Raw genomic sequence first — 23,925 nt, 5'->3', positions numbered from 1 at the left:
AGGGAACCACCTCACCGCCGGCCCGGCGGCGTCTCCCGGTCGGCGGCGGGGAAGGAACCCCCGGCCGGGTCGGGCGCACCGTCCGGCCCACTGTCGGCCACCAGGGCGCGCCGGGCGAGGCTGCCGTCCCACCAGGCCGCGGCCAGCTCCACCCGGGAGCGGCACCCGGTGCGCTGGAACAGCTGTGTCAGCCGCCGCTCCACGGTCTTCTCGCTCCACGCGAGCCGCGCCGCGATCTGCCGGTTGGTCGCCCCGTCGCTGACCAGCACGGTCAGCCTGACGTCCGCCTCGCTCAACGCGTCCTTGTCCGGCCGCGGCCTGCGAAGTACGACGCTTTGCCGGCGCGCCATGTGGCCGAGCGTCGTACGCGTGGCGCGCCCGATGCCCAGCGCCTGCGCGATGCGTGAGGCCTCGGCCAGTCGCCCTTCGGAGTCGTGGCCGAGCTCCACCAGACACAGGTGGCAGAGCAGGCCGAGGTACACGTCGCCGCGTCGTTGCACCGACCGGAGGGCGGCCAGGGCACTGTCCGTACAGCCGTGCACCAGGCCACGGCCGAAGAGCACCGCCTCGTACGTCATGGGGGAGCCCACTTCCTCGTGCAGCGCCTCCAGTTCGTCCATCGCCTCCCGCATGACCTGGGGCAGGTCCTCCAGCACGGCGTAGGCCAGGCACCGCAGCAGCACCCTCTCGAGACCCGAGAGCAGTCCGCGGCGGCGAGCCCGTCGTACATCCGCACGTGCTCTCTCCCGCGCCTCCGCCACCCCGCCCGACCAGTACCCCACGCCGAGCCTCACCCAGGCGACGAGCGGGTGGGGCACGGTGTCGGGAATCAGCCCCAGCCATGCCCGGGCGCGCCCCAACTCCCCGCGTGCGCAGTGGATCTCGGCCGCGAGCGCCCGGGCCGGCTGCGCGGCGGCGGCCTCCGTGCCGACGGTGCGGCTTCGCGCCTCGATCCGGCGGGCGTGTGCCAGGGCCCGGTCCCAGTCCCCGCTCAGGTAGTCGCGCACCATGGCGTGGTGGTGCGCGGCGGTGCTGTCCCCCGCCCCCGCGTACCGGTCACCGAGTACGGCGGTCAGGGCGCCGGCCAGGTCCGCGTGGGCGGCTGCGTCGCGCAGCCGGTCCAGGGTCCGCGAGGTGTCGGCCTCGGGCGGCAGGGCGCCGACGAGGGCCCCGAGCAGACCGGCGCGGCTGCCCGAGGCGGCGGCCAGCAGCCGCACCTCGGCAGGCGACGGCAGCGGCCCCGTCCCCGGCCGCCGCGCCGCCGGCTCCGGCCCCGGGGCCTTGCCCGCCCCGACCGTCCTCACCCCGCCCGCCGCCCGTGCCTCGCCGTCCGTCGGCCCGGACTCCCCGTCCGCAGGGCGGGCCGGCTCGGGGAGGCCGTACGGTCCGGCCAGGGCGGCGAGTTCGGCCACCGTGGGGAGCCGCTCCAGGCCGTCGCGCCCGCGGGGACCGGTGGGTGCGTACGGCGACCGGTGCTCGTGCAGTCCCGCCAGGGCCCACACCCCGGCGACGAAGCGCAACCCCTCCCCGTCCCGCTCGGCCGATGAGCTGTCCAGACAGGCGAGCAACGGTTCGCCCAGCGCCAGCGCGCCGGCGTGGTCGGCGTGGTGCAGGCTCAGCTCGGCGGACTCGCGCAGCACGCGAGGGGTACGAGGGTCGTGCGGCCCCAGGCGCCGGAGCGCCGAGGCGTAGGCGCGGACCGATCGCGGCCAGTCGGACCTGGCGTCCGCACGGCCCGCCGCCAGCAGCAGATCCACCGCGAGGGTGTCGTCCAGTTCGGTCCCGGCGGCCGCCACGTGATCGGCCAGACGGGGACAGCAGCTCCCCGCCGTCTCTGCGCCCAGCCGGTCGGACAGCGACCGGACGATCAGGGCGTGCAGCGACGGCACGGCGTGGCGGGTGGGCAGTGCGCGCAGTGCCGCCGCGAGAGCCGGAACGGCGAACGCCATCCGGCCGTCCTCGTTCACGGTCAGGATCCCGTCCCTGATCAGCGGGGTCACGGTCCGGTCGACGAGACCGGCCCGCCGTGGGCCGCCCGGCTTCAGCCGGTGCAGATCCGCGAGCCTGATCTCGGTGTGCTCGAGGTTGCGGGCCACCGCGGCCGCCGCGTCCAGGGCGACGGCGTCCGGTGGCGCGCCCGGCCAGCAGAGCCGGCCCAGTTGCGCCACGTCGGTGCCGAGCCGCAGTGTGTGCTCCGGTTCGGTCAGGCACACATGACCGTCGAGTTCCAGTAGGTCGCCGCGCTCCTCCATCGAGTCGAGCACCGACAGCACGGCCTCGGGGATGCCGGCCATGGGGCCCAGCGCCCGCAGCACCGCCGTCACCAGCGCCGGTTCGACCGGGCGGCCCAGCCGCCGTACGACAAGGGTCTCCACCTCGGCGGGCCGCAGCGGCGGCAGTTCGAGCAGCCGGTCGGCCGCCGCGGTCAGCTGCGGGACGCCGTCGTCTCCCGGGTGCGCCGGCCGTCCGGCCATCACCATCGGTACGCCGGTCGGGCGGAAGACGCGTAACAGCAGGGCGAGGGCGGATGCCGTCGGCGACGGCAGCCGCTCGACGTCGTCGACCACCACCGCGAAGGGGAGACGGCGGGCCGCGTCCGCGAGGATCTCGCTGAGGACGGACAGCAGCGTCAGCTCGCCGGCGCGGCCGGTTGCCTGCAGCCGGATCCGGCGGACGGCACTGGTGCGGACCGCACTCCGGCGGTCGTGGATCCGGGTGAGCACATGGTGGACGCCGTCGGCCAGGGCGGCGGCACCGGTGGCGCTCCCACCGTCGTGACAGCGCAGCCGCAGAACCTCGGCACCTTCCTCGACCGCCGCTCGCCGGGCCTGTTCCAGTACGGCGGTCTTGCCCGAACCGGCTCCGCCGACGATCAGCAGGGTGCGCGCCGAATCACCGGTGGACACCAGCGTCCGAGCCACTTCCAGGATCTCGCCGTCCCTGCCGACGACGGTTCCGTCCTCCCGCACGCCCACCCCTCCCGGTCCGGTACTCCGCGTGTGAACGGCGGTCGGGAGAAGGAACGTCCGCGGCGCGGTGCTTCCGGAGCCCGCTGCCCGACGGAAATGACCATAGGGAAATGACGATAATGGCTGGCGCCGACGGAGGGGTTCGGACGCGGGCCGCCGGCGACCCCCTCGGCGGATCCGGGTCCGGCACCGCCCGTCCGCCCCATGTCAGCGAAGAGAGCACGGTGGCCAGTGACTGCTCCGTCCGAAGGTCCGCGGCCGGTCCCGGGCGGTACGACCGCGCGCCCGGAACCCCCGGCCGACCGCCTGATCGGCCGCGAGCGGGGGCTGGACGCGGTCCACGGCGGCCTGCGGGATCCGGGCGGGCCGCGCCTGCTCCTGGTCCGGGGCGAACGAGGAGCCGGGCGCACCGCGTTCGTGCACGCCGTCGCCGAACGCCTGCGTGCGGAGGGGACGACCGTGCTCGAGGTGGGGTGCGTTCCGGGTGACGGTGCACGGCCGCTCCTGCTCGCGCTGCGGCTGGTCATGGCGCTGCAGGGACACCGGCCCGCCGCGGCCCGCCAGCGGTCGGCGAAGCCGGTCGCGCAGGCGCTGCGGGCGGCCGAGCGGCACGACGGGACGGCGCTGGCCGGACTGCTGCGTGCCGCTCTCGCGCGGTCCGCGCCCATGGTCGTAGTCATGGACGACGTCCAGTACGCCGACACCGGTTCGCTGGCCGTGCTCGGCGCGACCGATTTCGCGCGGGTGCCTTCCGGTGTCCGGCTGATCGCCTCGGCGGTGGGGCGCGGTGAACGGTGCGAGAGCGCGGCCGACGGGGGATCCTCCCGTGGCCCGGCCGATGCGGACGAGGTCCGGACGCCAGGGGCGCACGGCCTCGACGGCACCGTGGAACGGCTGGCGGGCGCCCGGTGGACGCGCACGGTACTTCTGCCCCGTCTCGGCCCGGAGGAGACGACCGAGGCGGTGGCACGACGATTACAGGCGACACCTGACGCGGGCCTGGCCCGGCGGGTGCGGGAGCTGACGGGCGGGGTTCCCGGGGCGGTCGACGCCCTGCTCGCCGGGTGGACGCGGCAGGGGGCGATCAAGGTCGCCGACGGGTACGCCTTCGTCGGCGCGAGGACGCCGACGCCGGTGCTGTCGGACCGCGACCGGTTCATGCGGGCGGTGGACGCGCTGAGCGGGCCCGCTCGCGGGGTGGCCGGGGCCCTGAGCGTCCTGTGGCCGCTCGGCGGGCGGGCCGCGGAACTCGCCGCGACCTCGACCGGACTGTCCGCCGACGCCGTCGCCGCCGGGATCCGTGAGCTGATCGCCGCGGAGATCGTCGAAGCCGTGTCCGGGCCGGGCGGCGACACGGCACGCGGCTGGACGTTCGCCGTTCCGCTGACGGCACACGCCCTGCGGGAGCGACTGGGGCCGCTGGAACGCAGCCGCCTGTCCGCGACCGCGGTCAAGGCGTTGTGGGCGGACGGAGACGCGGGTGGGCCGCCGGCGCCGGCCCTGCTCGCCGGTGCGGACGCGGTGGCCTACCTGGCGGACCGGATCGCGGATGCCGGGACCCTGGTCGACCGCGACCGTGCGGTCGGGGACCTGACGGCCGCCGCCGACAGCCTGCGTCGCGACTGCGAGGGCAGGGGAGTGCTCCGGTGGTGCCGGGCGGCCGGCAACCTCATCGAGCGGCCCGCCGACCGGGTACCGGCCCTGCAGCGGTACGCCAAGGCCGCCTACCACGCGGGCGACTTCCGGGTCGCGCGCATCATCGCCGAGTCGATCCTGCGCAACCCGGCGGACGTCGTCGGCCCGCCGGTGCTGCAGGACACCGCCACCCTCCTCACGGCGGCGACGGCCGACGACGTGGACCGGCGGGCGCTGTCCCGGCTGGCCACGACGCAGTGGTGGGACGAACTGGGGCTGCCCGCCCCGGTCGCCGTGACCGGCCGGGCGCTGGCCCTGTGCCGGCTGGAGCGGTGGCAGGAGGCGCTGGACCTGCTCGCGCGCACCGAACCGGTGTGGAACACCGATGTCCGCACCCGGGTGAAGCCCGCCTACTACCGCGCCGTGGCGGAACTGGCGCTGGGCCGGCCGCGGCGGTTCAGACGCTCGCTGGCCCTTCCGGAGGCGTCGCACCTCGGCGTGGGCCAGGCACAGGCGCTGGCCACCGCCATGTTCGACGAACTGCTCAGTGGCGGAGACCTGCACGCCGCGGAAGCACTGCTGGCCGCCCAGGGCCTGACGGCCGACGCGCTGCCCCCGCGCAGTGTGTTCCTCTGGCGTCATCTCCAGGGCCGGTGGGACGAGGCGCTGGAACCCGCCCGGTGGATGCTGGCGAACGACCGTGTCGGCGCGACCGCCGCGGACAGCTGCCTGGTTCCGGCGCGGACCGCGGCCGTCCTCCTCGCGCGGGGCCGCACCAACGGCGCCCGACGCATCCTCGACGGCGCGCGCGGCCGGGGCCCGCTGGAGTACTCGTTGGACGCCTGCGAAGCGGAGGTGCTGCGGACCCTCGGTGACCTGTCCGGTGCGGAGAGGACACTGCGGCGGGGTCTGGACGCGGCGGCGGTCCACGGGCAGGTGGCCGGGACGGACGAGCTGTGGGCGTCCCTCGCCGAGGTCCTCGCGGAGACCGGACGCACCGGTGAGGCACTGACCTGCCTGGAGCGCCTGGAACGGATCTCCGGCCGGGCGGACGGCGGAAGGACCCGGCTCGGACATCTGCTCGCGTCCGCCCGCGTCCTGCGGCGGCACAGTCCCGGTATCGCCCGGGAGCACCTGAGGGAGGCGGTGGAGCTGGCACGCTCGCGCAGTCAGCCGTTCGAGACGGCGGTGACCCTCGTCGCCGCCGCGGGCGCGGGCGCGGGCCCGCCCGAGCTGCTGTCCGAGGCGTACGAACTCTTCGGGCGGACCGGCGCCGCTCTGTGGCGCTTCCGCACCCGGACGGCCATGCGGGAGGCCGGGATCACCGTCCCCGGGCGCAAGCGGGCCACCGCCGAGAACGAGCAGCTGCTCGCGACCCTGATCGCCGAAGGGCTGACCAACCGCCGGATCGCCGTGCTGCTGCGGCTCAGCGAGGACGCGGTGGCCAACCGTCTGTCGCGGATGTTCGCGCGCTCCGGGCTGCGGTCCCGCACCGAAGTGGTGACGGCCGTGCTCACCGGCCACCGCGTCCGCACGCTCACAGGGGAGCCGTAGGCGTGCACGCGCAGGCGTGGAACCGTGGACGCCGGTCGGCGCGTGGCAGGGACATTGCCGAAACATTTCGGGCCGCTTGGTCGCACCTTGTGCAATCCATGTACCGTGCTAGGCTTCATGCCAGTTGCAGTTGTGGTTCCCGAAACTTCAAGTGCCTCGGCGACAATATGTCGTCGGGCATTTTTTGTATCTCCGGTGCTTATCCGGGCGGGGTTCATTAGTGGCAACGCGAGGGTTCACGCGGTGTGAGCCCTTGGTGTGACCCCGAAGGAGATGTGACATGGCTACTGGCACCGTCAAGTGGTTCAACTCGGAAAAGGGCTTCGGCTTCATCGAGCAGGACGGCGGCGGCCCCGACGTCTTCGCCCACTACTCGAACATCGCCACCCAGGGCTTCCGTGAGCTCCAGGAGGGCCAGAAGGTGAACTTCGACGTCACGCAGGGCCAGAAGGGCCCGCAGGCGGAGAACATCACCCCCGCCTGACCTGAGGCGTACAAGCCGGCTGGTACCCGCATCTGTGCGGGTACCAGCCGGCTGCTTTGTCGTAGTGCGACAAGTTTTTTGTTTTCCCGTCCGACTCCTGGCTCGTTCCTGCAATTCATCCGGCGTTTCATCCATGTCGGGAATTCCTCGATGCGTGCCCCGTCGAGGAAGGTTCTCCTTGAGCCGTTCAGCTCGCACGCGTGACCGTTCCGAGTTCGCCCTGCCGGTCACCGTCACCCCCGCCCTGCCCGCGGTATCGACCTTCGGCGAACTGGATCTGCCCGTCGAGTTGTCGAAGACGCTCACCGGCCTCGGCCTGCGCGAGCCGTTCCCGATCCAGGCCGCCACCCTGCCGAACTCGCTCGCGGGGCGTGACGTCCTGGGACGCGGGCGCACCGGATCGGGCAAGACGCTCGCCTTCGGCCTGGCGCTCCTCGCGCGCACGGCGGGGCAGCGTGCCGAGCCGCGGAAGCCGCTGGCCCTGGTCCTCGTCCCCACCCGGGAGCTGGCCCAGCAGGTCACCGACGCGCTCACCCCGTACGCGCGGTCGGTGAAGCTGCGGCTGGCCACCGTGGTGGGCGGCATGTCGATCGGCCGGCAGGCCGGCGCGCTGCGCGCCGGGGCCGAGGTGGTCGTCGCGACGCCCGGCCGTCTGGCGGATCTCGTCGAACGCAAGGACTGCCGCCTGGACCGGGTGAACATCACCGTCCTCGACGAGGCCGACCAGATGGCCGACATGGGGTTCATGCCCCAGGTCACCGCACTGCTGGACCAGGTGCGCCCCGATGGTCAGCGCATGCTGTTCTCGGCCACGCTCGACCGCAACATCGACCTGCTGGTCCGCCGTTACCTCCACGACCCCGTGGTCCACTCCGTCGACCCGTCCGCGGGCACGGTCACCACGATGGACCATCACGTGCTGCACGTGCACGGCGCCGACAAGTACGCCGCGGCCACCGAGATCGCCGCCCGTGACGGGCGCGTGCTGATGTTCCTCGACACCAAGCACGCCGTCGACCAGTTCACCAGGCATCTGCTGGGCAGCGGTGTCAGGGCCGCGGCGCTGCACGGCGGCAAGTCGCAGCCCCAGCGCACCCGCACCCTGGCCCGGTTCAAGGACGGTGACGTCACGGTCCTGGTGGCCACCAACGTCGCGGCCCGCGGCATCCACGTCGACGACCTCGATCTGGTCGTCAACGTCGACCCGCCCGCCGACCACAAGGACTACCTGCACCGCGGCGGCCGTACCGCGCGCGCCGGCGAGTCCGGCACCGTCGTCACGCTGGTGCTGCCCGGCCAGCGCCGGGACGTGGCCCGGCTCATGTCCGACGCCGGTATCCGGCCGCAGGTCACGCAGGTGCGGTCAGGGGAGGCCGAGCTGAGCCGCATCACCGGCGCCCAGGCTCCGTCCGGAGTGCCCGTCGGCGGCAGCGGGCCGGTCGCGGAGCGCACGAAGCGCGGTGGCGCCCCCTTCCGCGGAATGGGCGCCCGTCCGGGGCGGGCCGGTCGCGGCGGCGAGTCCCGCCGGTCCGCCGAGGCCCGTCAGACGGCCGAGGCCCGCCAAGCGGCCCGGATCCGCCGCGGGGCGTAGAACCCGCGGGCCGCCCCGGGCCGGGTGCGACCGGCACCTCCCCCTGGGGACCGGCTCGTTCCCCCGGCCCGTGCCGCCACTCCACCCCGGGTCAGGGCTCTCCTGCTGGATCCCCGCGGCGTCACGGAGATCCAGCAGCAGGGCCCTGACCGGCGCCCGTCAGGACCTCTGCCGCGGCCACCCCGGAGGCGGCCGTCGCGCCATGGGTGAAGATCTGGGCCACTCCGGGGACCGGGGTGCCCGGCAGACCCATCTCCACGACGATCGCGTCGGGGCGGGCCGTGACGAGGTCGGTGAGGGCGCGGGCCATCCACGCGTGCCGGGAGGCGTCCCGGACGACGACGACCAGGGGGCGTCCCGAGGCGGGCGCCAGGGCGTGCGTCTCCAGGGCACCGGTCCGCGGACGCAGCAGCTCCTGGTGGTGCACCCGTACGGAGGTGGTCCCGGGCAGCCGCTCGCCCAGCGGGACGGCGACCCCCCAGGGGGTCTCCTTGCCGATGGCCAGGTTGGTGGTGGGCACCAGCTCCACCACGTGCGGCGCCGCGGACAGCGGCAGGGCCCGGTGCGCGGCACCGGTCAGCCGGATGGCCCGGCGGGCGGCCGCGAAACCGATGTCCCCGGCGCCGGGACCGACGGGACCGGCCGGGTCCAGGCCCCTCGACCAGGCCGCGAACTCCCGGACACGGCCCGCCGCCTCGTCGAGCCGCTCCTCCGTGAGCTCCCCGGACCGGACGGCGTCGACCAGGGCGCCGGTGAGCTGGGCGACAGTGGCCTCCTCGGCGTTCTCGCCGCCGACGCAGACGGCGTCGGCCCCGGCGGCGACCGCTCCGACCGTGGCCCCGCCGATGCCGTAGCGGTCGGTCACGGCCCCCATCTCGATGGCGTCGGTGACGATCAGGCCGTCGAATCCGAGCTCTCCGCGGAGCAGGTCGCCCAGGATGCGCCGGCTCAGCGTGGCGGGCAGGTCGGGATCGTGGGCGGGCACCAGGAGGTGGCCGGTCATCACCGCGCGGACGCCCGCGTCCACGGCGGCGCGGAACGGCGGCAGGGCCTGGGCGGCGATCTGTTCGCGGTCGGCGGCGTAGACGGGCAGCCCGTGGTGGGAGTCGACGGCGACGTCGCCGTGGCCGGGGAAATGCTTGGCGCAGGCGGCGACCCCGGCGGACTGCAGGCCCCGGACCCACGCGGCGGTGTGCCGGGACACTCGTTCCGGGTCGGTGCCGAACGACCTGACCCCGATGATCGGGTTGTCGGGGTTGGAGTTGACGTCCGCGCTGGGCGCGTAGTCGAGGCTCACCCCCGCGGCGTGCAGCTGGCGGCCCAGATCGGCTGCGACGGCCTCGGTCAGTTCGGTGTCGTCGACCGTGCCGAGCGCGAAGTTGCCCGGCCGGGTGGCACCGGTCGACGACTCGATCCGGGTGACGTCGCCGGCCTCCTCGTCGATCGCGATGATCAACTCCGGGTTCTCCGCGCGAAGTCGGCCGGTGAGGTGGGCAACCTGTGCCGGCGAGACGATGTTGCGGGAGAAGAGCACCACGGAGGCCAGCCCCTCGCCGATCGCGCGCAGCACCCACTCCGGCGCCTCGGTACCCACGAACCCCGGCTGCAGGACGGAGAGCGCCGACCGGCGCAACTCCCCGCTGTGCCTGCTGGAAAGCATCGGGTGCATCGAGTGCCCCTTTCGTCAGAGGGCTCGCGCGGCCGTGCCGACGACGACTCGCATCGACGCCACTCGACCGACTTGGTACAGACCAATGAATCTCCGCCAGGTCGACCCGCCGTGTCAAGTGGTACCGGATCGAGCCGACTTGGCGACGAAACGCGCCCAACGCCCATGATTGACAGGCCGAGTTGGTCTAGTCCAAGTTAGTGAGACGCGAGTTCGAAGAGGGGCTGGTGCGGCACGTGGTGCAGTGACCCGCGGGAACGGCCACCACCCCTCACACGCGCACTGGGTGACGCCCGGCCGGGTGTCACCGGAACGAGATCAAGGCCTGGAGCACACCGCAATGCCGAAGCCTGACCGTCATCTCCATCGAGCTCCCTCGGACGTCCCCTACTTCAGCGCGGACGGCGAGACCTATCTCGCCGAGACGCCCTTACGCGACCTGAAGAAGACCCGCCCCCTGAGAGTCCTCTCCGAGGACGACTTCGCCTTCTGGCAGAGCTACGGATACGTGGTGGTGAAGCAGGCGATCCCCGCCGCGTCGGCCCGCCGCCTGCTGGACTTCGCCCACGACTTCCAGGGGCTCGACCCCGACCGCCCGGACACGTGGTACGAGGAGCGCGAGTACCGCTCCGACCTGGACCGGGAACTGCACATCTACGGCTTCGTCGAGGCCTACCACCACCAGCTCATCTGGGACAGCCGCCAGACACGGCGGGTCTACGACGCCTTCGTCGACGTGTGGGACTGCGAAGAGCTGTGGGTGACCCTCGACCGGCTCAACCTGAACCCGCCCAACGTGAAGAACCGTGACCGCGCCCTGATCCCGCGCGCGGAGGAGGGGTTCGACATCGAACTCCACTGGGATGTCGACACCACCCTCGGTGTGCTGCCGCAGCGCGTACAGGGGATCATCGCCCTCACCGACCACGCCCCGGAGCTCGGCGGATTCCAGTGCTGTCCCGAGCTGTTCCGGCGATTCGACCGGTGGAAGGCGCTCCAGCCCGACGACCGCGACCCGATCCGGCCCGCCGTCGACCGCGCGGAGTTCCCCGTGGTGCGGCCCGAGCTCGAGGCCGGCGACCTGCTGATCTTCAACGGTCTGCTGGCGCACGGCGTGGCGCCCAACACCTCCGACAACGGCGTACGCGCCGTCCAGTACCTGTCGATGATGCCGGCGCTGGAGTCCCACGAAACGCTGCGGCGCTCCCGCGTCGAGTCCTGGCGCACCCTCAGTACACCGGACTGGAACGCCACCCTGCTCGGCGACGCCGAGCGGCACGAATCCCTGAGGTACGGCAGGGCCACCCTCGGCGAACTCGGCGCCAGGCTGCTGGGCCTCGCGTCCTGGAGCGGACCGTCCTTGGACGAGCCGGGTGACGAGCCGGTGGGAGAAGCGGCATGCGCAGAATTTGTCTGACCCTCCCCACCAACAGACCGTGCGCCGCGACGATCGCGGCCATCGGTGAGGAGGCGGCCTACGCCGTCCGGCAGTTCGACGTCGAGGTCCACCTCCTGATCCTCGACTCCTGCGCCGCAGCCGTGTTCGCGGAACACGCCGAGGCCGTGCGCAGGCTTCCCGACGACCCGCGGATCGTCGTACACCACCTGGACGAGGAGCGGCAGCGGGACTTCCTCCAGCGGGTGATCGTCAGATCCGGGGCCGTGAAGCCCGAACTGCTGCTGGATCTGATGCTTCCGGCGGCCCTCTCCTACGGCGCCTGCACCAACCGGGCCTTCCTGATCGGCATCGCCCTCGGCTGCGAGTCCGTCCACCGCAGGGACTCCGACAGCCGCTACCAGACCGTGAACGGCGAGCCGGTCTTCCCCGTCCGGCACGAGCTGGCCTCGCTCGGCAGGCGCGCCGCGGACGTCGCGCACGACGTCACCGAGAACGCGTTGGAACAGCGGTACGCGCACCGGCGCGTCGCCATGGTCGGCGCCTCCTTCGTGGGCGAACTCTCCGTCGACATCGGCGAGATCCTCCGCCTCGACCCCGACGTCTACCACGACCTGGTCAGCCTGTGGGCGCCCCTCGACCGGTCCGCCGAGGAGAAGCGGCAGCTCGTCGAGGAGTCCTTCCGGGGGGCGGGCTCCGAGGCGTTCGACCGGGACCGCTCGACCCTCGCCCTGGTCGACCCCATGCGGGTGGACATGTGCAACATCAGCTTCCACGGGGTGCACGAACGCGTCCCGCTGCCACCCGCGACCGACACGATCGGCAGCGACTACTTCCTGATCCACCTGGTCCACGACACCGCGCTGCCCGGGGTGCTGCACAACCGGAACATCGTCAACTACTACACCGGCGAACGCCGGACCGACTCCGGATTCACGGCGTACCAGCTGCGCTACGTCAAGTTCCTGCTGTCGATGCTCTACTTCAACTTCCTCTACGACGCGATGGCCCGCGCCGGTGCTTCGCTCCTCGACGACCACGGCCGGGTACGCGCGCCCGCCGTCGCCCGGCTGGCGAGGGAGAGCAGCCGGCTCGACCGCGGAGAGAACGTCCGGCGGCTCGACGTCCTCGACGGCGCGTACCGGAAACTCGGCGGCCGGTACGCCGTGTTCGCCGACCTCCTGGCACGGCGCCGAGAACGTCTCCTCGACGAAGCCCGCGGCGACATCGAGGACTTCGCCCTGCTGGTGGAGGCATGGCAGCCGCTCGTGGGGGCTGCCCGGCTCACCCCTGTACGGCACCCGGCGTCAGGACGGTCGGCATGAGCACGGCCATCACGACGGCATCCGAGCCGACCCCCCTGTTCGCCGCGCTGGCCGCCGCCACCGACGACCGGATCGTCTTCGACCTGACCGGGATCGAGGACCGCTACGCGACACTGCGGCGTGAACTGCCCGGAGTGGACATCCGGTTCGCCCTCAAAGCCTGCCCCGTCGACGAGGTGCTGACATGTCTGGCGGGGAAGGGCGCCGGGGTGGACGGGGCGAGCCCCCGCGAACTGGAACAGGCGCTGCGGGTCGGCGTGCCCGCCGCCAGGATGCACTACGGCAACACCGTCAAGTCCGACCGGGACATCGCCGAGGCCCACCGTCTCGGCGTGCGGGACTTCGCGACCGACAGCCTCCAGGACGTGGCGGCGATCGCCGTCCACGCCCCCGGCGCCCGGGTGTTCTGCCGGCTGGCGACCAGCGGGGAAGGGGCGCTCTGGGGCCTCAGCGACAAGTTCGGCTGCTCGCCCGCCGACGCGGTGCGAGTACTGGAATCGGCGCGGGACAAGGGGCTGGTCCCCTCGGGTCTGTCCGTGCACGTCGGCTCCCAGCAGATGACCGCGGACGCCTGGCACAGCGCCGTCGAGTCGCTCGCAGACGTCCTGACCGCACTGGGCCGGCGCGGCACGACCCTGGACCACGTCAACCTCGGCGGCGGCCTTCCTGCCCTCGGGTACCTCGACCGGTACGGAACGCCCCTGGACCCCCCGATGGACAAGATCTTCGCCGTGATCCGGGAGGGCATGCGGTACCTCAGGGAAGTCCACGGCGACCACCTCGCGTTCGTCATGGAGCCGGGGCGCCACCTCGTCGCCGACCACGGAGCCGTCCGGGCCCATGTGGCGCGGCTGTCCGAGCGGCGCGGACCGGACGGCGAGCACCGGTACTGGCTCTATCTGAGCTGCGGCAAGTTCAACGGCCTCTACGAGATGGACGCGCTGCAGTACCCGCTCGTGTTCCCCACCCACCCCGGCGCCGAGTGCCTCCCCGCCGTGGTCGCGGGGCCCACCTGCGACAGCGACGACGCCTACCCCCACGAGCACGGACTCGTCCAGGTGCCCAAGGACCTGGCGTCGGGCGACCCGGTCTGGGTGCTGTCGAGCGGCGCCTACGCGATCAGTTACCTGACCCAGGGCTTCAACGGCTTCGACCCGCTGCCCTGCACCGTGACGGGAGGGCGGCTGCCGTGAACGACGACCTGCGCATACGGCACATCACCGATGCCGACTGGGACGTCATCGTGGCGATGGAGTCCCGCGCCTACGCCGGGCTCGGCCTGTCCGAGGGGCGCGCGGCACTGCGGTCCAGGGCGGACGCCTCGCCGGGCACGTGTTTCGTCCTGGACTTCGGCTCCCGGCCGGCCGGATACCTTCTGGCGCTCCCGTACCAGGCCGGCCGGTATCCGGAACTGGAGCGGACGGAGGACACGGCCGCACCGCCGCCGTCCCCGGGCAATCTGCACCTCCACGACATCGTCGTCACCGAGCGGCTGCGCGGCCGGGGGCTGGCGCAGCACCTCCTGAACCACCTCACCCTGACGGCTCGCACGCGGGGGGACGAACGGATCTCACTGGTCGCCGTCGGCCGCAGCGAGCCGTTCTGGTCCGCGCGCGGGTTCACCGCACACCCGGGCGTACGCCCCGGCGGTTACGGCGCGCACGCCGTCTACATGTCCAAGGCGACGAAGCGAGCTGATCTCCTTGTTCCCTGTCCGTGACCCCTTCCACCGCGCGCAGTCGGCGATCGCCGCGCTGTTCTGCTCCCTCGGCTTCCAGTACGCCACCTGGGCCTCGCGGATCCCCGCCGTCAAGGCGGACCTCGGACTGACGGCGGCCGAGGTGGGGGTGCTGCTGATGGCGGCGGGGATCGGCGCGGTGGCGTCGTTCCCCCTGGTGCCGGTGCTGATGAAGCGGCTGGGCTCCGCGCGTCTCGCCCTGCTGTCGACCCTCTGTCTGACGCTGCTGCTCCTGGCGCTGGCCGCCGCGCCGAACTATCCGGTCGCCCTGCTGGTCCTCCTCGCCGACGGTGTGTTCGTGGGGTGCCTGAACGTCGCCATGAACGCGCAGGGAGCGGCGCTGGAGGCCCGGCACGGGCGCAACGCCATGGCCAGACTGCACGCGACCTTCAGCGCGGGTTCCCTGCTGGCGGCCCTTCTCGCCTCCGGCATGAACGCGGTCACCTCGTCGGTCGCCGGGCACTTCGGTGTGGCGGCGGCCGTCCTCGTCCTGCTGGCCGCCGGCGCCCGACCCGGTCTGCTCGCCGAGGACGCGCCTGCTGAGGAGAAGCGGAAGGAGGACGGCGGCCGCGGCCGGTGGACCCTGCCGTCCCGGGTCACCCTGTGGATGTGCTGCGCCATGGTGTTCGGCACTGTGACCGAGGGCGCCATGAACGACTGGTCCGCCCTCTACATGAGGGAGGTCGCCAAGGCCTCCGCCGAACTGGCGCCCATGGGCATCGCCGTCGTGTCGGGGATGATGGTGGTGGCCCGGCTCTTCGCCGACGGGTGGCGCAGCCGCTGGGGCGACGGGCGGGTCGTGTTCCTCGGCAGCGCGCTGGCCGCCGCCGGGCTCGCCTTCGCACTCGTGGGCGGGGGAGTGGCGACGGCCCTGATCGGTTTCGCCCTCGTCGGACTGGGCTGTGCGGCCGTGACCCCGTGCGTCTATGTGGCCGCGGCGAGACAGGGCTCGGACGCCCTGGCCCTGGTGGCCGCCATGGGAACGACGGGCCTGCTGGCCGGACCGCCGCTCATCGGCTTCGTGGCCAACGCGAGCGGACTGGTGTGGGGCCTGGCCCTGGTCGCGGCAGCGGCGGCCGTGGTCTCCCTGTGCAGCACACGGATCCGATGGACCCCGGCAACCACATGAACAGGCCGCCGCCGGCCCGCCACGGGAGGACGGTGACCGGACTGCCGTAGCCGGTCCGGTTTCCGTCAGTGGCTCGCGGCCAGGTATCCGAGTTCCGGGAAGTGGCGTTGGTAGGCGTCCAGGAGGCGCTTCGCGACGGTGTAGGAGTCGATCAGCGGGTGGATCGTCAGCGCCCTGACCGCGTGGCTGCGGTCGGCGGTCGTCGCGGCCTGGATCACCGCCCGCTCGACGGCCTTGACGGCACACACCAGGCCCTGGCCGTGTTCCGGAAGGGGGGCTCCGGCGATGGGGCGGGCGCCGTTGGCGTCCACATGGCAGGGCACCTCGATGACGGCGTCGTCGTCCAGGACGGGGATGCGCCCGCGGCCCCGGACGTTGAGGACGAGGGTCGTGCGCTCGTCCAGGGCGATGGCCCGCATGAGGGCGAGGGCCACCTGCTCGTACCCGCCCGACTCCAGATCGCAGGAGTCCCGCTCGCCCATGCCGACGGCGTCGCGGTTCTCCGCCATGTAGGTGGTCTCGCGTTCGAGGCGGGTGGCGTCCCAGGCGTTCCAGGCTGCGCGGGGGGCCGGCGGTTCCACGGCCACGGCGCCCATCGCGTCGTAGAAGCGCTGCTGCTGCGAGTGGAGGAAGGCACCGCGGGTCTGTGCGGCGGCGCGCGCCGAACCGAGGGACTCGCGGTGGAAGTAGTAGTAGTGCAGATACTCGTTGGGCAGCGCGCCGAGCGTGCGCAGCAGGTCCGCGCCGAAGAGTTTGCCCTCCTCGAAGGAGGTCAGGGCGGCTTCGTCCGCGAACAGTGACGGCAGCAGGTCCCGGCCGTCGGCGTACAGCCCGCACAGCCAGCCCAGGTGGTTCAGGCCCACGTAGTCCAGGCGGGTGCGGGCCGGGTCGACGCCGAGCGCGCCTGCCACTCGCCGGCCGAGGCCGACCGGTGAGTCGCAGATCCCGATCACCCGGTCGCCCAGCAGAGCGGTCATCGCCTCGGTGACCATGCCGGCCGGGTTGGTGAAGTTGATGACCCAGGCGTCCGGCGCGAGCGCCGCGATGCGGCGGGCGATCCCGAGCGCCACCGGGATGGTGCGCAGTCCGTAGGAGATGCCGCCGGCGCCGACGGTCTCCTGGCCCAGCACCCCCTCCTCCAGGGCGATCCGTTCGTCCGCCGCCCGGCCGGCCAGCCCGCCGACGCGGATGGCGGAGAAGACGAAGTCGGCCCCGGTGACGGCCTCGTCGAGGTCGGTGGTGACCTTGACGGCGGGCGGGTCGGGATGCCCGGCGGCCTGGTCGGCGAGGACCTGGCGGATGGTCGTGAGCCGGGAGGCGTCCAGGTCGTAGAGCGTCACCTCGGTGACACGTCCCTCGCCGCGGTCGCCCAGCAGGGCCCGGTAGACGAGCGGGACCCGGAAGCCGCCACCGCCCAGGATCGTCAGTCTCATACTTCGACCACCTCAACTCCCGCCTCGCGCAGCCGATTACAGGTCTTCTCGTCCCCGGGGGCGTTGGTCACCACGATGTCGAGCTCCTCGGGACCGCACACGCGGGCCATGCCGGTCCCGGGGAACTTGCCCGCGTCCGCCAGCAGGACGACCTGGGCGCTCGCGGCGATCATCGCCCGTTTGACGGGAACCTCCACGGCGGTGGTGTCCAGCACCTGCCCGTCGGGGCGGACCCCGCTGGTGCCGAGGAACAGCCGGTCGGCGTGGACCTGCCGCAGGTTGTCCTCGGTGAGGAAGCCGACGAGTGAGCGGTAGTCGCGCCGGACCACACCGCCCAGCAGGATCAGCTGCACGTCCTTGTCGTCCTGCAACTCCTCGTAGACGGCGAGATTGCTGGTGATCACGGTCAGGGACCGGCCGTGCAGATGCCGGGCCACCCGGTGGGCCGTGGTGCCGATGTCGAGCAGCACCGTCTCGCCGTCCCTGACGAGGTTTGCGCACCAGGCGGCCAGGGCGTCCTTCGCCTCCACGCGCACCCCGGCCACGTCGGCGAAGGGATCGTCCTCGCCCACGACCGGGGCTGCACCGCCGTAGACCCGTTTGAGCAGACCCTCGTCCTCCAGCTGCGCCAGATCCCGGCGGATCGTCGCCTGGCTCGCCCCGACCTTCTCGGCCAGGGCGGCCACCGTGGTGGGCCCGTCCGCACGCAGCGCGCGCAGGATCAGCTGATGTCTTCGGTCAGGGAGCATGCGGCAGACCATACTCGCCAACCCGCCAAACTCAAGCAAAGTCGCGCATGAATGTCTCGATACCTGCTTGACCCTTGTCAAACCCGCGCACCGGGTGCACTCTCTTGCGTAATTCGGAGCCAGGTCCGGACCCCACTCCGGTCGGCCGAAGCGGATGAACGGTGCATAGCGCCGTCGCGGACGCGTCGGCACCGTCTGAGAGGACCAGGTCACACACCCCGGGTGGCTGAAGGGTCAACACCCACGCCGATGCCCTTCAGCCATCCGGCCTCCCGCCGCGCCCCCTCCGCGCGGCCCCCGACTCACAGGCCCTGTCGGACCTGCCGGACGCGCCGAACCCGCCCAGAACTAGGAGAAGATCGTGGACCTTTCCCGCAGACGATTCCTGCAGGCCGCCGTACTCACGGCCGCCGCGGCCGGCGCCACCGCGGCGTGCGGTGGCGGCTCGGGTTCGAGCGGCAGCAAGGACAGCAAGAACCTGACCCTCTGGTACTGGTCCGGTGGCCTGAGTGACAAGGTCGTCGCGGACGCCAAGAAGCACTTCTCCGACATCACCCTCAAGACCTCCGTGGTCGGCGGCGACTTCAAGACCAAGCTGCTCACCGGTCTGCGCTCGGCGCAGGCCGCGCCGGACATCACCGGCATCAAGGGCGAGGACATCGCCTCCTTCCTGCCGAACGCCAGCCGGTTCATCGATCTGAACAGCGTCGGCGCGGACAAGCTGGCGCCGCAGTACTTGTCCTGGAAGCTGAAGCAGGCCACCACCCAGGACGGCAAGCTCATCGGCTTCCCGATCGACATCGGCCCGTGCGCCACCTTCTACCGCGAGGACCTGTTCGAGAAGGCGGGCCTGCCCACCGACCCGGCCAAGGTCTCCGCCGAGCTGTCCACCTGGGACGACTACTTCAAGGCCGGCGTGGAACTGCACAAGGCCATACCGAAGACCTACCTGATCAACAACATCGGCTCGGTGTTCTCGATGATGATCGGGCAGGGCACCCAGCGGTTCATCGACGAGAACAACAAGTTCATCGGCGACCAGGACCACATCCGCACCGCCTGGACCACCGCCGTGAAGCCCTACACCCTCGGCATCGACGCCAAGATCAACGACAACACCTGGAACGCCGCGATCGGCAACGGCTCCCTGGGCACCGAGATCGGCGCCGCCTGGCACGCGCTGGACATCAGCAACGCCGCGCCCGGCACCAAGGGCAAGTGGCGGGTGGCGAGCCTGCCCGGCGGGCCGTCCAACCTCGGCGGGTCCTTCCTGGCCATCCCCGCGACCAGCGGCAACCCCGAGGAAGCCTTCAAGATCATCAGCTGGATCCTGGACCCCGCGAACCAGGCCCGCGGCTTCACCGACGCGGCCCTGTTCCCGACCGCCCCGGCCGCCTACAAGCTGCCGGCGCTGACCGGCGGCGACGCCTTCTTCGGCGGCCAGAAGACCATCGAGATCTTCGGCCCGGCGGCCGAGAAGATCCCCGCGGCCTACGAGGCCCCGGCCGACGCCGCGGTCGCAGCGCCCTACTACAGCGAGCTGACCAGCATCGAGGCCAAGGGCAAGGACCCCGACCAGGCCTGGAAGGACGCGGTCGGCCAGGCCAAGCAGATCGCCCAGCGGCAGGGAGTGAAGTGACATGTCGTCCAGCCCGGTAGCCGGCCCGGCCCCCACCGGACCGACCTCCGGACCCGACACCGGACCCACCGGGCAGCCCGCCCCGGACCGTTCCCGCGGTCCGGGGCGGCACAGCCGCCGGATCCGGCCGGTGTCGGCCGGGGGCAGGCAGGGGCCGCGCCGGCGGGTCGCGAGGTACTGGCCGCAGTACCTGGCCGTCTCGCCGTACTACCTGATCTTCTCGGTCTTCATGTTCTTCCCGGTGATCTACACCGTGTATCTGGCGTTCCAGCGCTGGGACGGCATCGGGGACATGCACTATGTCGGGTTCCAGCAGTTCCGCTTCCTGTGGGACGACCCGGTGTTCTGGCTGTCCATCCGCAACACCCTCGTCATCTGGGTGCTGTCGACCGTGCCGATGCTCTGCCTGGCGCTCGTGCTGGCGGTGCTGGTCAACTCCACCAAACGCCTCACCGCCTTCTACCGGGTCGCCCTCTTCATCCCCAGCATCACCTCGCTGGTGGCGATCGCGATCTTCTTCGGTGCGATCTTCAGCAACAACTTCGGCCTGATCAACGCCGTCCTGAGGGCGGTGCACATGTCGGCCGTGCCCTGGATGAGCAACGAGTGGACGATCAAGGTGGTGATCGCGGCGCTGATGACCTGGCAGTGGACCGGCTACAACGCCATCATCTATCTGGCCGGTCTCCAGGCGGTCCCCTCGGAGCTCTACGAGGCCGCACGGATGGACGGGGCGGGCCCGGTCCGGATCTTCTTCTCCATCACGATCCCGCTGCTGCGGCCCATCATCCTGTTCACCGTGGTGGTCTCCACCGTCACCGGTCTGCAGAGCTTCACCGAACCCCAGGTGCTGTTCAACAGCGACGCCTCCACCAACCCCAACTCCGGCGGTCCGGGCCAGGCGGGCATGACCACACTGCTGTACTTCTACCACCAGGCCTTCGACAACAACGACTTCGGCTACGCGGCCGCGATCGTCTGGGCCTTCTTCCTGCTGATCCTGCTGATCGTCGTCATCAACTGGCGCCTGGTGCAGCGTAAGGAGCGACGGTCGTGAACAGCCAGAGCCGTAAGCGCCTGCGGGGATTCGGTGTCCACGCCGTCCTGATGACCGGCGTCGTCATCTCGGTGTTCCCGTTCTACTGGATCGTCGTCATGGCGACGAACACCTCGCAGGACATCTACCGCTACCCGCCGAAGCTCTGGTTCGGCGACAACCTGCTGACGAACGTCCAGCACCTGTTCGACAAGATGGATTTCTTCGGCTCCCTGTTCAACACGGTGATCGTGGCGGTCTGTACGACCTTCCTGGTGCTGTTCTTCGACTCGCTGGCCGCCTTCGCCTTCGCCAAGTACGACTTCCCCGCGAAGAAGTTCCTGTTCGGCGTCCTGCTGTCGATGTATCTCCTGCCGACCCAGCTGGCGATCATCCCGCAGTACGAGATCATGGTGCAGCTGGGCTGGCTCGGCACCCTGAAGGCGCTCATCGTGCCCGCCGCCGCCAACGCCTTCGGCATCTTCTGGATGCGCCAGTACACCACCAGCAGCGTCCCCGACGAACTGCTGGACGCCGCCCGGATCGAGGGCGCCGGGTTCTTCCGCCAGTACTGGCACGTGGTGCTGCCGTGCGTCCGCCCGGCCCTGGCGTTCCTCGGCATCTACACCTTCATCGCCGCCTGGAACGACTACGTCCTGCCGTTGGTGATGCTGGTCAACCCCGACCGGCTCACCCTCCAGGTGGCGCTGGCCCAGCTGTACGCCGGACATTCCACCGACTACAGCATGGTCATGTCCGGGGTGCTGCTGTCGGTCATCCCGCTGGTGCTGGTGTTCACCTTCTTCGCCCGCGGGTTCATCGCCGACGCGACCAAGGGGGCCTTGCGCTGAATCGGCATCCGGGGCCGGTCACTCCCGTCCCGTGAGCAGGCGTCGTGGATTGGCGACACGGAAGGCGTACGCCGCCGCTCCGCCCAGGCCGAAGCCGGGGTGGCGCGGCGGCTCGGCGTAGGGCCGGTCCGAACCCTGGACCACGGCATCCACCCCCAGGGCATGGACGAGCGAGGTGACGGCGGCCGGACCGTAGGAGGACGTCTCGACGAACACATCCGGGTCGGCCTCCCCTTCAGGACCGCCCCGCGCGGCGAAGCGCTCCCCGTGCAGCGGGGCCAGCCCGGCCAGCAGCGCGAAGCACACCCGCAGCCGTGGATGACGTGGCCGGCCGAAGGCCCGGAAAGCGAACCAGGCGGCGTGCATCTGCTGGACGTAGGGGACCATCGCGGGCCACCACCCGGGCCCGTCGCAGGAGTCGGCCGCCGCCGGCCCGGGGTGGACGAACAACGGCAGGCCCCGCTCCTCGAGCAGCGCGAGCAGTGGGGCGCAGCGCGCGTAGCCGGCCGCATCCGCGAGGGCGTCCGCCGGCAGTTGCAGTCCTACGAAACCCCGGTCGAGCTCCTTGGCCGTCGCGTCCGCGTCGACGTCCCGGACGCAGGCGGCGGCCCAGGCGCCGAACGGCTCGGGCAGCGCGGCCGCGCCGTCGTGGTAGGCGTCGAGCAGCGGCCGGGCCTCGACCGCCGGCAGCCACTCCACGCCGATCGGCGCGGACAGCGAGACCAGCGCCCGGCCGAGGCCGTCGGCGGCCGCGAGCTCCGCACGCAGGGCGACGTCGTGGTCGGCCGGGGATATCTCGTAGGGCGGCTCGCCGTCCAGGTACAGAGTCCAGCCGTCCAGACGCGGCGGCTCGCGGCGGGACCGCAGGGCCTCCACCAGTGAGGGGGTCCACAGATGCTGGTGTACGTCCACGGTGCTCATGAGGCTCCTTCCGCCCAGGCACACCGGGTGCCGCGGACGTCGTCGCTGTCCAGGATGACGCGGTCCACCCGCTCCACGTCCGTCCGCAGGACCGGTGGTCGTCCAGCCCCGGCATGATCTCGCGGATCGCGCGGTGCAGTAAACCAGGCCCCGGCCCGCGGTGGCCGGTACCGCCGGGTCCATCACCGGCGCGGACGCCACGGACCCGACGGCGAGCGTCGTGCGGCCCTCTCATTCGTTGCGGAACGCCCACAGTGGTACAGGACTCCCATCGGTCATGCCCGCCCCCCTTGTTCACCACCCGCATCCCTGGGATAGGTTTTCGGCTACCGGCTGAAGGGGCGTCGGTACGGGGCGTGTCGGAGGGGCGGCGAGTGAAGGAATCCCAGGTGGGCGAGGGTGGGCCGGTGGACGTGGACGGCGCGCGGTTGGAGGCGCTGAGTCCCGAGCCGCTGCTGACCCGTGACTACGAGACGCGCCCCTCGCTCGTGTACGAGAAGCTCAGGCAGCGTCACGGCCCGGTCGCGCCGGTGGATCTCCTCGGCGTCCCCGCCTGGCTGGTTCTCGGCTATCGGGAGGCCCTCGAGGTGCTCCAGGACGACGACGGCTGGCCGAAGGGTCTGGAGAACTGGCGGGCCCGCTCGGAGGGCCGGGTGCCGGCCGACTGGCCGCTCGGCCCGTCCCTGGAGGTCAACCATGTGCTGATCCAGGGCGGCCCCGGCTACCCGCAGCTGCGGATGGCGTGGGACGCGGCCCTCAAGCCGTTCCAGGACCCGCGCCAGGCGCAGGCGAAGCGGCTGAAGGCGGCCGTCACCGCTTACGCCGACGACCTGATCACCCTGGTCGGGCAGGCCGGCGGCACCGGTCTCGCGGACCTGTCCGCCCAGTTCTCCCGGCCGCTGCCGCTGATGGTGGCCAGCCATCTGCTCGGCTTCCCCGGTTCCCAGGGCGACGACGCCCTGATGGACATGTGGCGGGTGCTGGACGCGGGCCCGGACGCCGAGCCCGCCCTCGAACGGCTGCTGGCGGCACTCGCGGAACTCGCGGCCGTGAAACTGAGAACACCCGGCGACGACTTCCCGTCCCATCTGCTGGCCGCCCACCCGGACCTCTCCCTCGACCAGCTGGCCCGGGAACTGTTCATGCTGCTCGGCATGACCTCCGACCACGTCGGCATCCTCATCTCCAACACCGTGGTCGAGGTGCTCTCGGGCGAGGGCGGCGTACGGGCCAGCCTGTCCGCCGGGATGGTCCGGGAGACCATGAACCGGGTGGTGATGCGCAAGCCGCCGCTGGTGAACTTCGTACCGCGCTTCGCGGCCAGGGACACCCGGCTCGGCGACTACACGATCAGGGCGGGCGACCCGGTGTGGGTGTCCTCCGCGGCCGCGCACGCCGATCCGCTCTTCGCCGACCAGCTGACCTCGGGCACCACGGTCAGTTCCCGGGCGCACCTGGCCTGGGGCGCGGGCCGCCGCCAGTGCCCCGCGCGCGAACTCGCCTCGACGGTCGCGATGGTCGGCGTCGGCCGGCTCTTCGAGCGGTTCTCCCACCTGGAACTCGCCCTCCCCGCCGACCAGTTGCCGTGGCGTTCCTCGCCGTTCATGCGGGGCCTGCGTTCCCTGCCCGTACGGTACGAACTCGCCGCGCCCACCGAGGGGCGGCAGCCGCGACGGGACCCGGCCGAGGATCCGGCCCCGGAGTCCGCGTCCGGCGAGGTGACACTGCCCGATCCGTCCGTCCGGCAGCGATCCTCGCTGTGGCGCTATCTGACGGGCCTGATCCGCACCGGCCGCTGACCCTGCG

At 72.0% G+C, this 23,925-nt stretch carries 17 protein-coding genes; 12 read left to right on the top strand and 5 right to left on the bottom strand.

Going from position 1 to position 23,925, the window contains the following annotated elements:
- Positions 1 to 11: 11 nt before the first annotated feature.
- Positions 12 to 2,969 (bottom strand): helix-turn-helix transcriptional regulator, encoded by a 2,958-nt coding sequence (locus ABT057_RS02090; protein ID WP_352340456.1) that lies wholly within the window; start codon positions 2,967 to 2,969, stop codon positions 12 to 14.
- A gap of 231 nt (positions 2,970 to 3,200) precedes the next feature.
- On the opposite strand from ABT057_RS02090, the gene ABT057_RS02085 reads away from it, so the two are divergent.
- The 3 genes from ABT057_RS02085 (at position 3,201) to ABT057_RS02075 (ending at position 8,233) form a co-directional block, all read left to right on the top strand.
- Positions 3,201 to 6,158, top strand: coding sequence for an AAA family ATPase (locus tag ABT057_RS02085; protein WP_352340455.1), 2,958 nt, complete (start codon positions 3,201 to 3,203; stop codon positions 6,156 to 6,158).
- A gap of 280 nt (positions 6,159 to 6,438) precedes the next feature.
- On the top strand, positions 6,439 to 6,642 hold the full coding sequence (locus ABT057_RS02080; RefSeq protein WP_020125862.1) for a cold-shock protein: 204 nt from the start codon (positions 6,439 to 6,441) through the stop codon (positions 6,640 to 6,642).
- A gap of 133 nt (positions 6,643 to 6,775) precedes the next feature.
- Complete coding sequence (locus tag ABT057_RS02075; protein ID WP_502973750.1) at positions 6,776 to 8,233, top strand: DEAD/DEAH box helicase; 1,458 nt, start codon at positions 6,776 to 6,778, stop codon at positions 8,231 to 8,233.
- Positions 8,234 to 8,354: 121 nt separating this feature from the next.
- Here the strand turns inward: ABT057_RS02075 and ABT057_RS02070 are convergent, their stop codons facing one another.
- Positions 8,355 to 9,893 (bottom strand): glycoside hydrolase family 3 protein, encoded by a 1,539-nt coding sequence (locus tag ABT057_RS02070; protein WP_352340591.1) that lies wholly within the window; start codon positions 9,891 to 9,893, stop codon positions 8,355 to 8,357.
- 349 nt (positions 9,894 to 10,242) lie between these two features.
- Here ABT057_RS02070 and ABT057_RS02065 point away from each other — a divergent pair, with 349 nt between their 5' ends.
- From ABT057_RS02065 to ABT057_RS02045, 5 genes are read left to right on the top strand one after another with little or no spacing between them, the layout of a single operon-like run.
- On the top strand, positions 10,243 to 11,319 hold the full coding sequence (locus ABT057_RS02065; RefSeq protein WP_352340453.1) for a phytanoyl-CoA dioxygenase family protein: 1,077 nt from the start codon (positions 10,243 to 10,245) through the stop codon (positions 11,317 to 11,319).
- On the top strand, positions 11,301 to 12,623 hold the full coding sequence (locus ABT057_RS02060) for a DUF6271 family protein (protein ID WP_352340452.1): 1,323 nt from the start codon (positions 11,301 to 11,303) through the stop codon (positions 12,621 to 12,623). Before ABT057_RS02065 ends, ABT057_RS02060 begins: the two co-directional genes overlap by 19 nt.
- On the top strand, positions 12,620 to 13,816 hold the full coding sequence (locus ABT057_RS02055; RefSeq protein WP_352340451.1) for a type III PLP-dependent enzyme: 1,197 nt from the start codon (positions 12,620 to 12,622) through the stop codon (positions 13,814 to 13,816). Before ABT057_RS02060 ends, ABT057_RS02055 begins: the two co-directional genes overlap by 4 nt.
- The gene (locus ABT057_RS02050; protein WP_352340450.1) at positions 13,813 to 14,343 is read left to right on the top strand and encodes a GNAT family N-acetyltransferase; all 531 of its coding nucleotides are present in this window, start codon (positions 13,813 to 13,815) and stop codon (positions 14,341 to 14,343) included. The genes ABT057_RS02055 and ABT057_RS02050 overlap by 4 nt, the downstream gene beginning before the upstream one ends.
- Positions 14,327 to 15,490: an MFS transporter gene (locus ABT057_RS02045; RefSeq protein ID WP_352340449.1), complete on the top strand. Its 1,164-nt coding sequence runs from the start codon at positions 14,327 to 14,329 to the stop codon at positions 15,488 to 15,490. Before ABT057_RS02050 ends, ABT057_RS02045 begins: the two co-directional genes overlap by 17 nt.
- A gap of 65 nt (positions 15,491 to 15,555) precedes the next feature.
- Here ABT057_RS02045 and ABT057_RS02040 read toward each other — a convergent pair whose 3' ends face one another.
- Entirely contained in the window at positions 15,556 to 16,923 is a 1,368-nt protein-coding gene (locus tag ABT057_RS02040; protein ID WP_352340448.1) for a 6-phospho-beta-glucosidase, read from the bottom strand.
- Positions 16,920 to 17,672: a DeoR/GlpR family DNA-binding transcription regulator gene (locus ABT057_RS02035; RefSeq protein WP_352340447.1), complete on the bottom strand. Its 753-nt coding sequence runs from the start codon at positions 17,670 to 17,672 to the stop codon at positions 16,920 to 16,922. The genes ABT057_RS02040 and ABT057_RS02035 overlap by 4 nt, the downstream gene beginning before the upstream one ends.
- 361 nt (positions 17,673 to 18,033) lie before the next feature.
- Between ABT057_RS02035 and ABT057_RS02030 the strand changes: the two genes are divergently transcribed.
- The 3 genes from ABT057_RS02030 to ABT057_RS02020 are packed head-to-tail and all read left to right on the top strand — an operon-like array spanning position 18,034 to position 21,198.
- Positions 18,034 to 19,311 carry an extracellular solute-binding protein gene (locus ABT057_RS02030; RefSeq protein WP_352340446.1) on the top strand — a complete coding sequence of 426 codons (1,278 nt, stop codon included), beginning with the start codon at positions 18,034 to 18,036 and terminating at the stop codon, positions 19,309 to 19,311.
- 1 nt (position 19,312) lies between these two features.
- Positions 19,313 to 20,368 (top strand): carbohydrate ABC transporter permease, encoded by a 1,056-nt coding sequence (locus ABT057_RS02025; RefSeq protein WP_352340445.1) that lies wholly within the window; start codon positions 19,313 to 19,315, stop codon positions 20,366 to 20,368.
- A gap of 50 nt (positions 20,369 to 20,418) precedes the next feature.
- Entirely contained in the window at positions 20,419 to 21,198 is a 780-nt protein-coding gene (locus tag ABT057_RS02020; RefSeq protein WP_352340590.1) for a carbohydrate ABC transporter permease, read from the top strand.
- Positions 21,199 to 21,216: 18 nt separating this feature from the next.
- On the opposite strand, the gene ABT057_RS02015 is transcribed toward ABT057_RS02020, so the two are convergent.
- Complete coding sequence (locus ABT057_RS02015) at positions 21,217 to 22,119, bottom strand: amidohydrolase family protein (RefSeq protein WP_352340444.1); 903 nt, start codon at positions 22,117 to 22,119, stop codon at positions 21,217 to 21,219.
- Positions 22,120 to 22,493: 374 nt separating this feature from the next.
- Here ABT057_RS02015 and ABT057_RS02010 point away from each other — a divergent pair, with 374 nt between their 5' ends.
- Entirely contained in the window at positions 22,494 to 23,918 is a 1,425-nt protein-coding gene (locus tag ABT057_RS02010; protein ID WP_352340443.1) for a cytochrome P450, read from the top strand.
- Positions 23,919 to 23,925 lie beyond the last annotated feature (7 nt).

The sequence above is a fragment of the Streptomyces sp. NPDC002588 genome (assembly GCF_040295925.1).
Classification (GTDB): Bacteria; Actinomycetota; Actinomycetes; order Streptomycetales; family Streptomycetaceae; genus Streptomyces.
The sequence above is the reverse complement of the archived record's forward strand: the minus strand, read 5'-3'. Positions and strand labels throughout refer to the sequence as shown.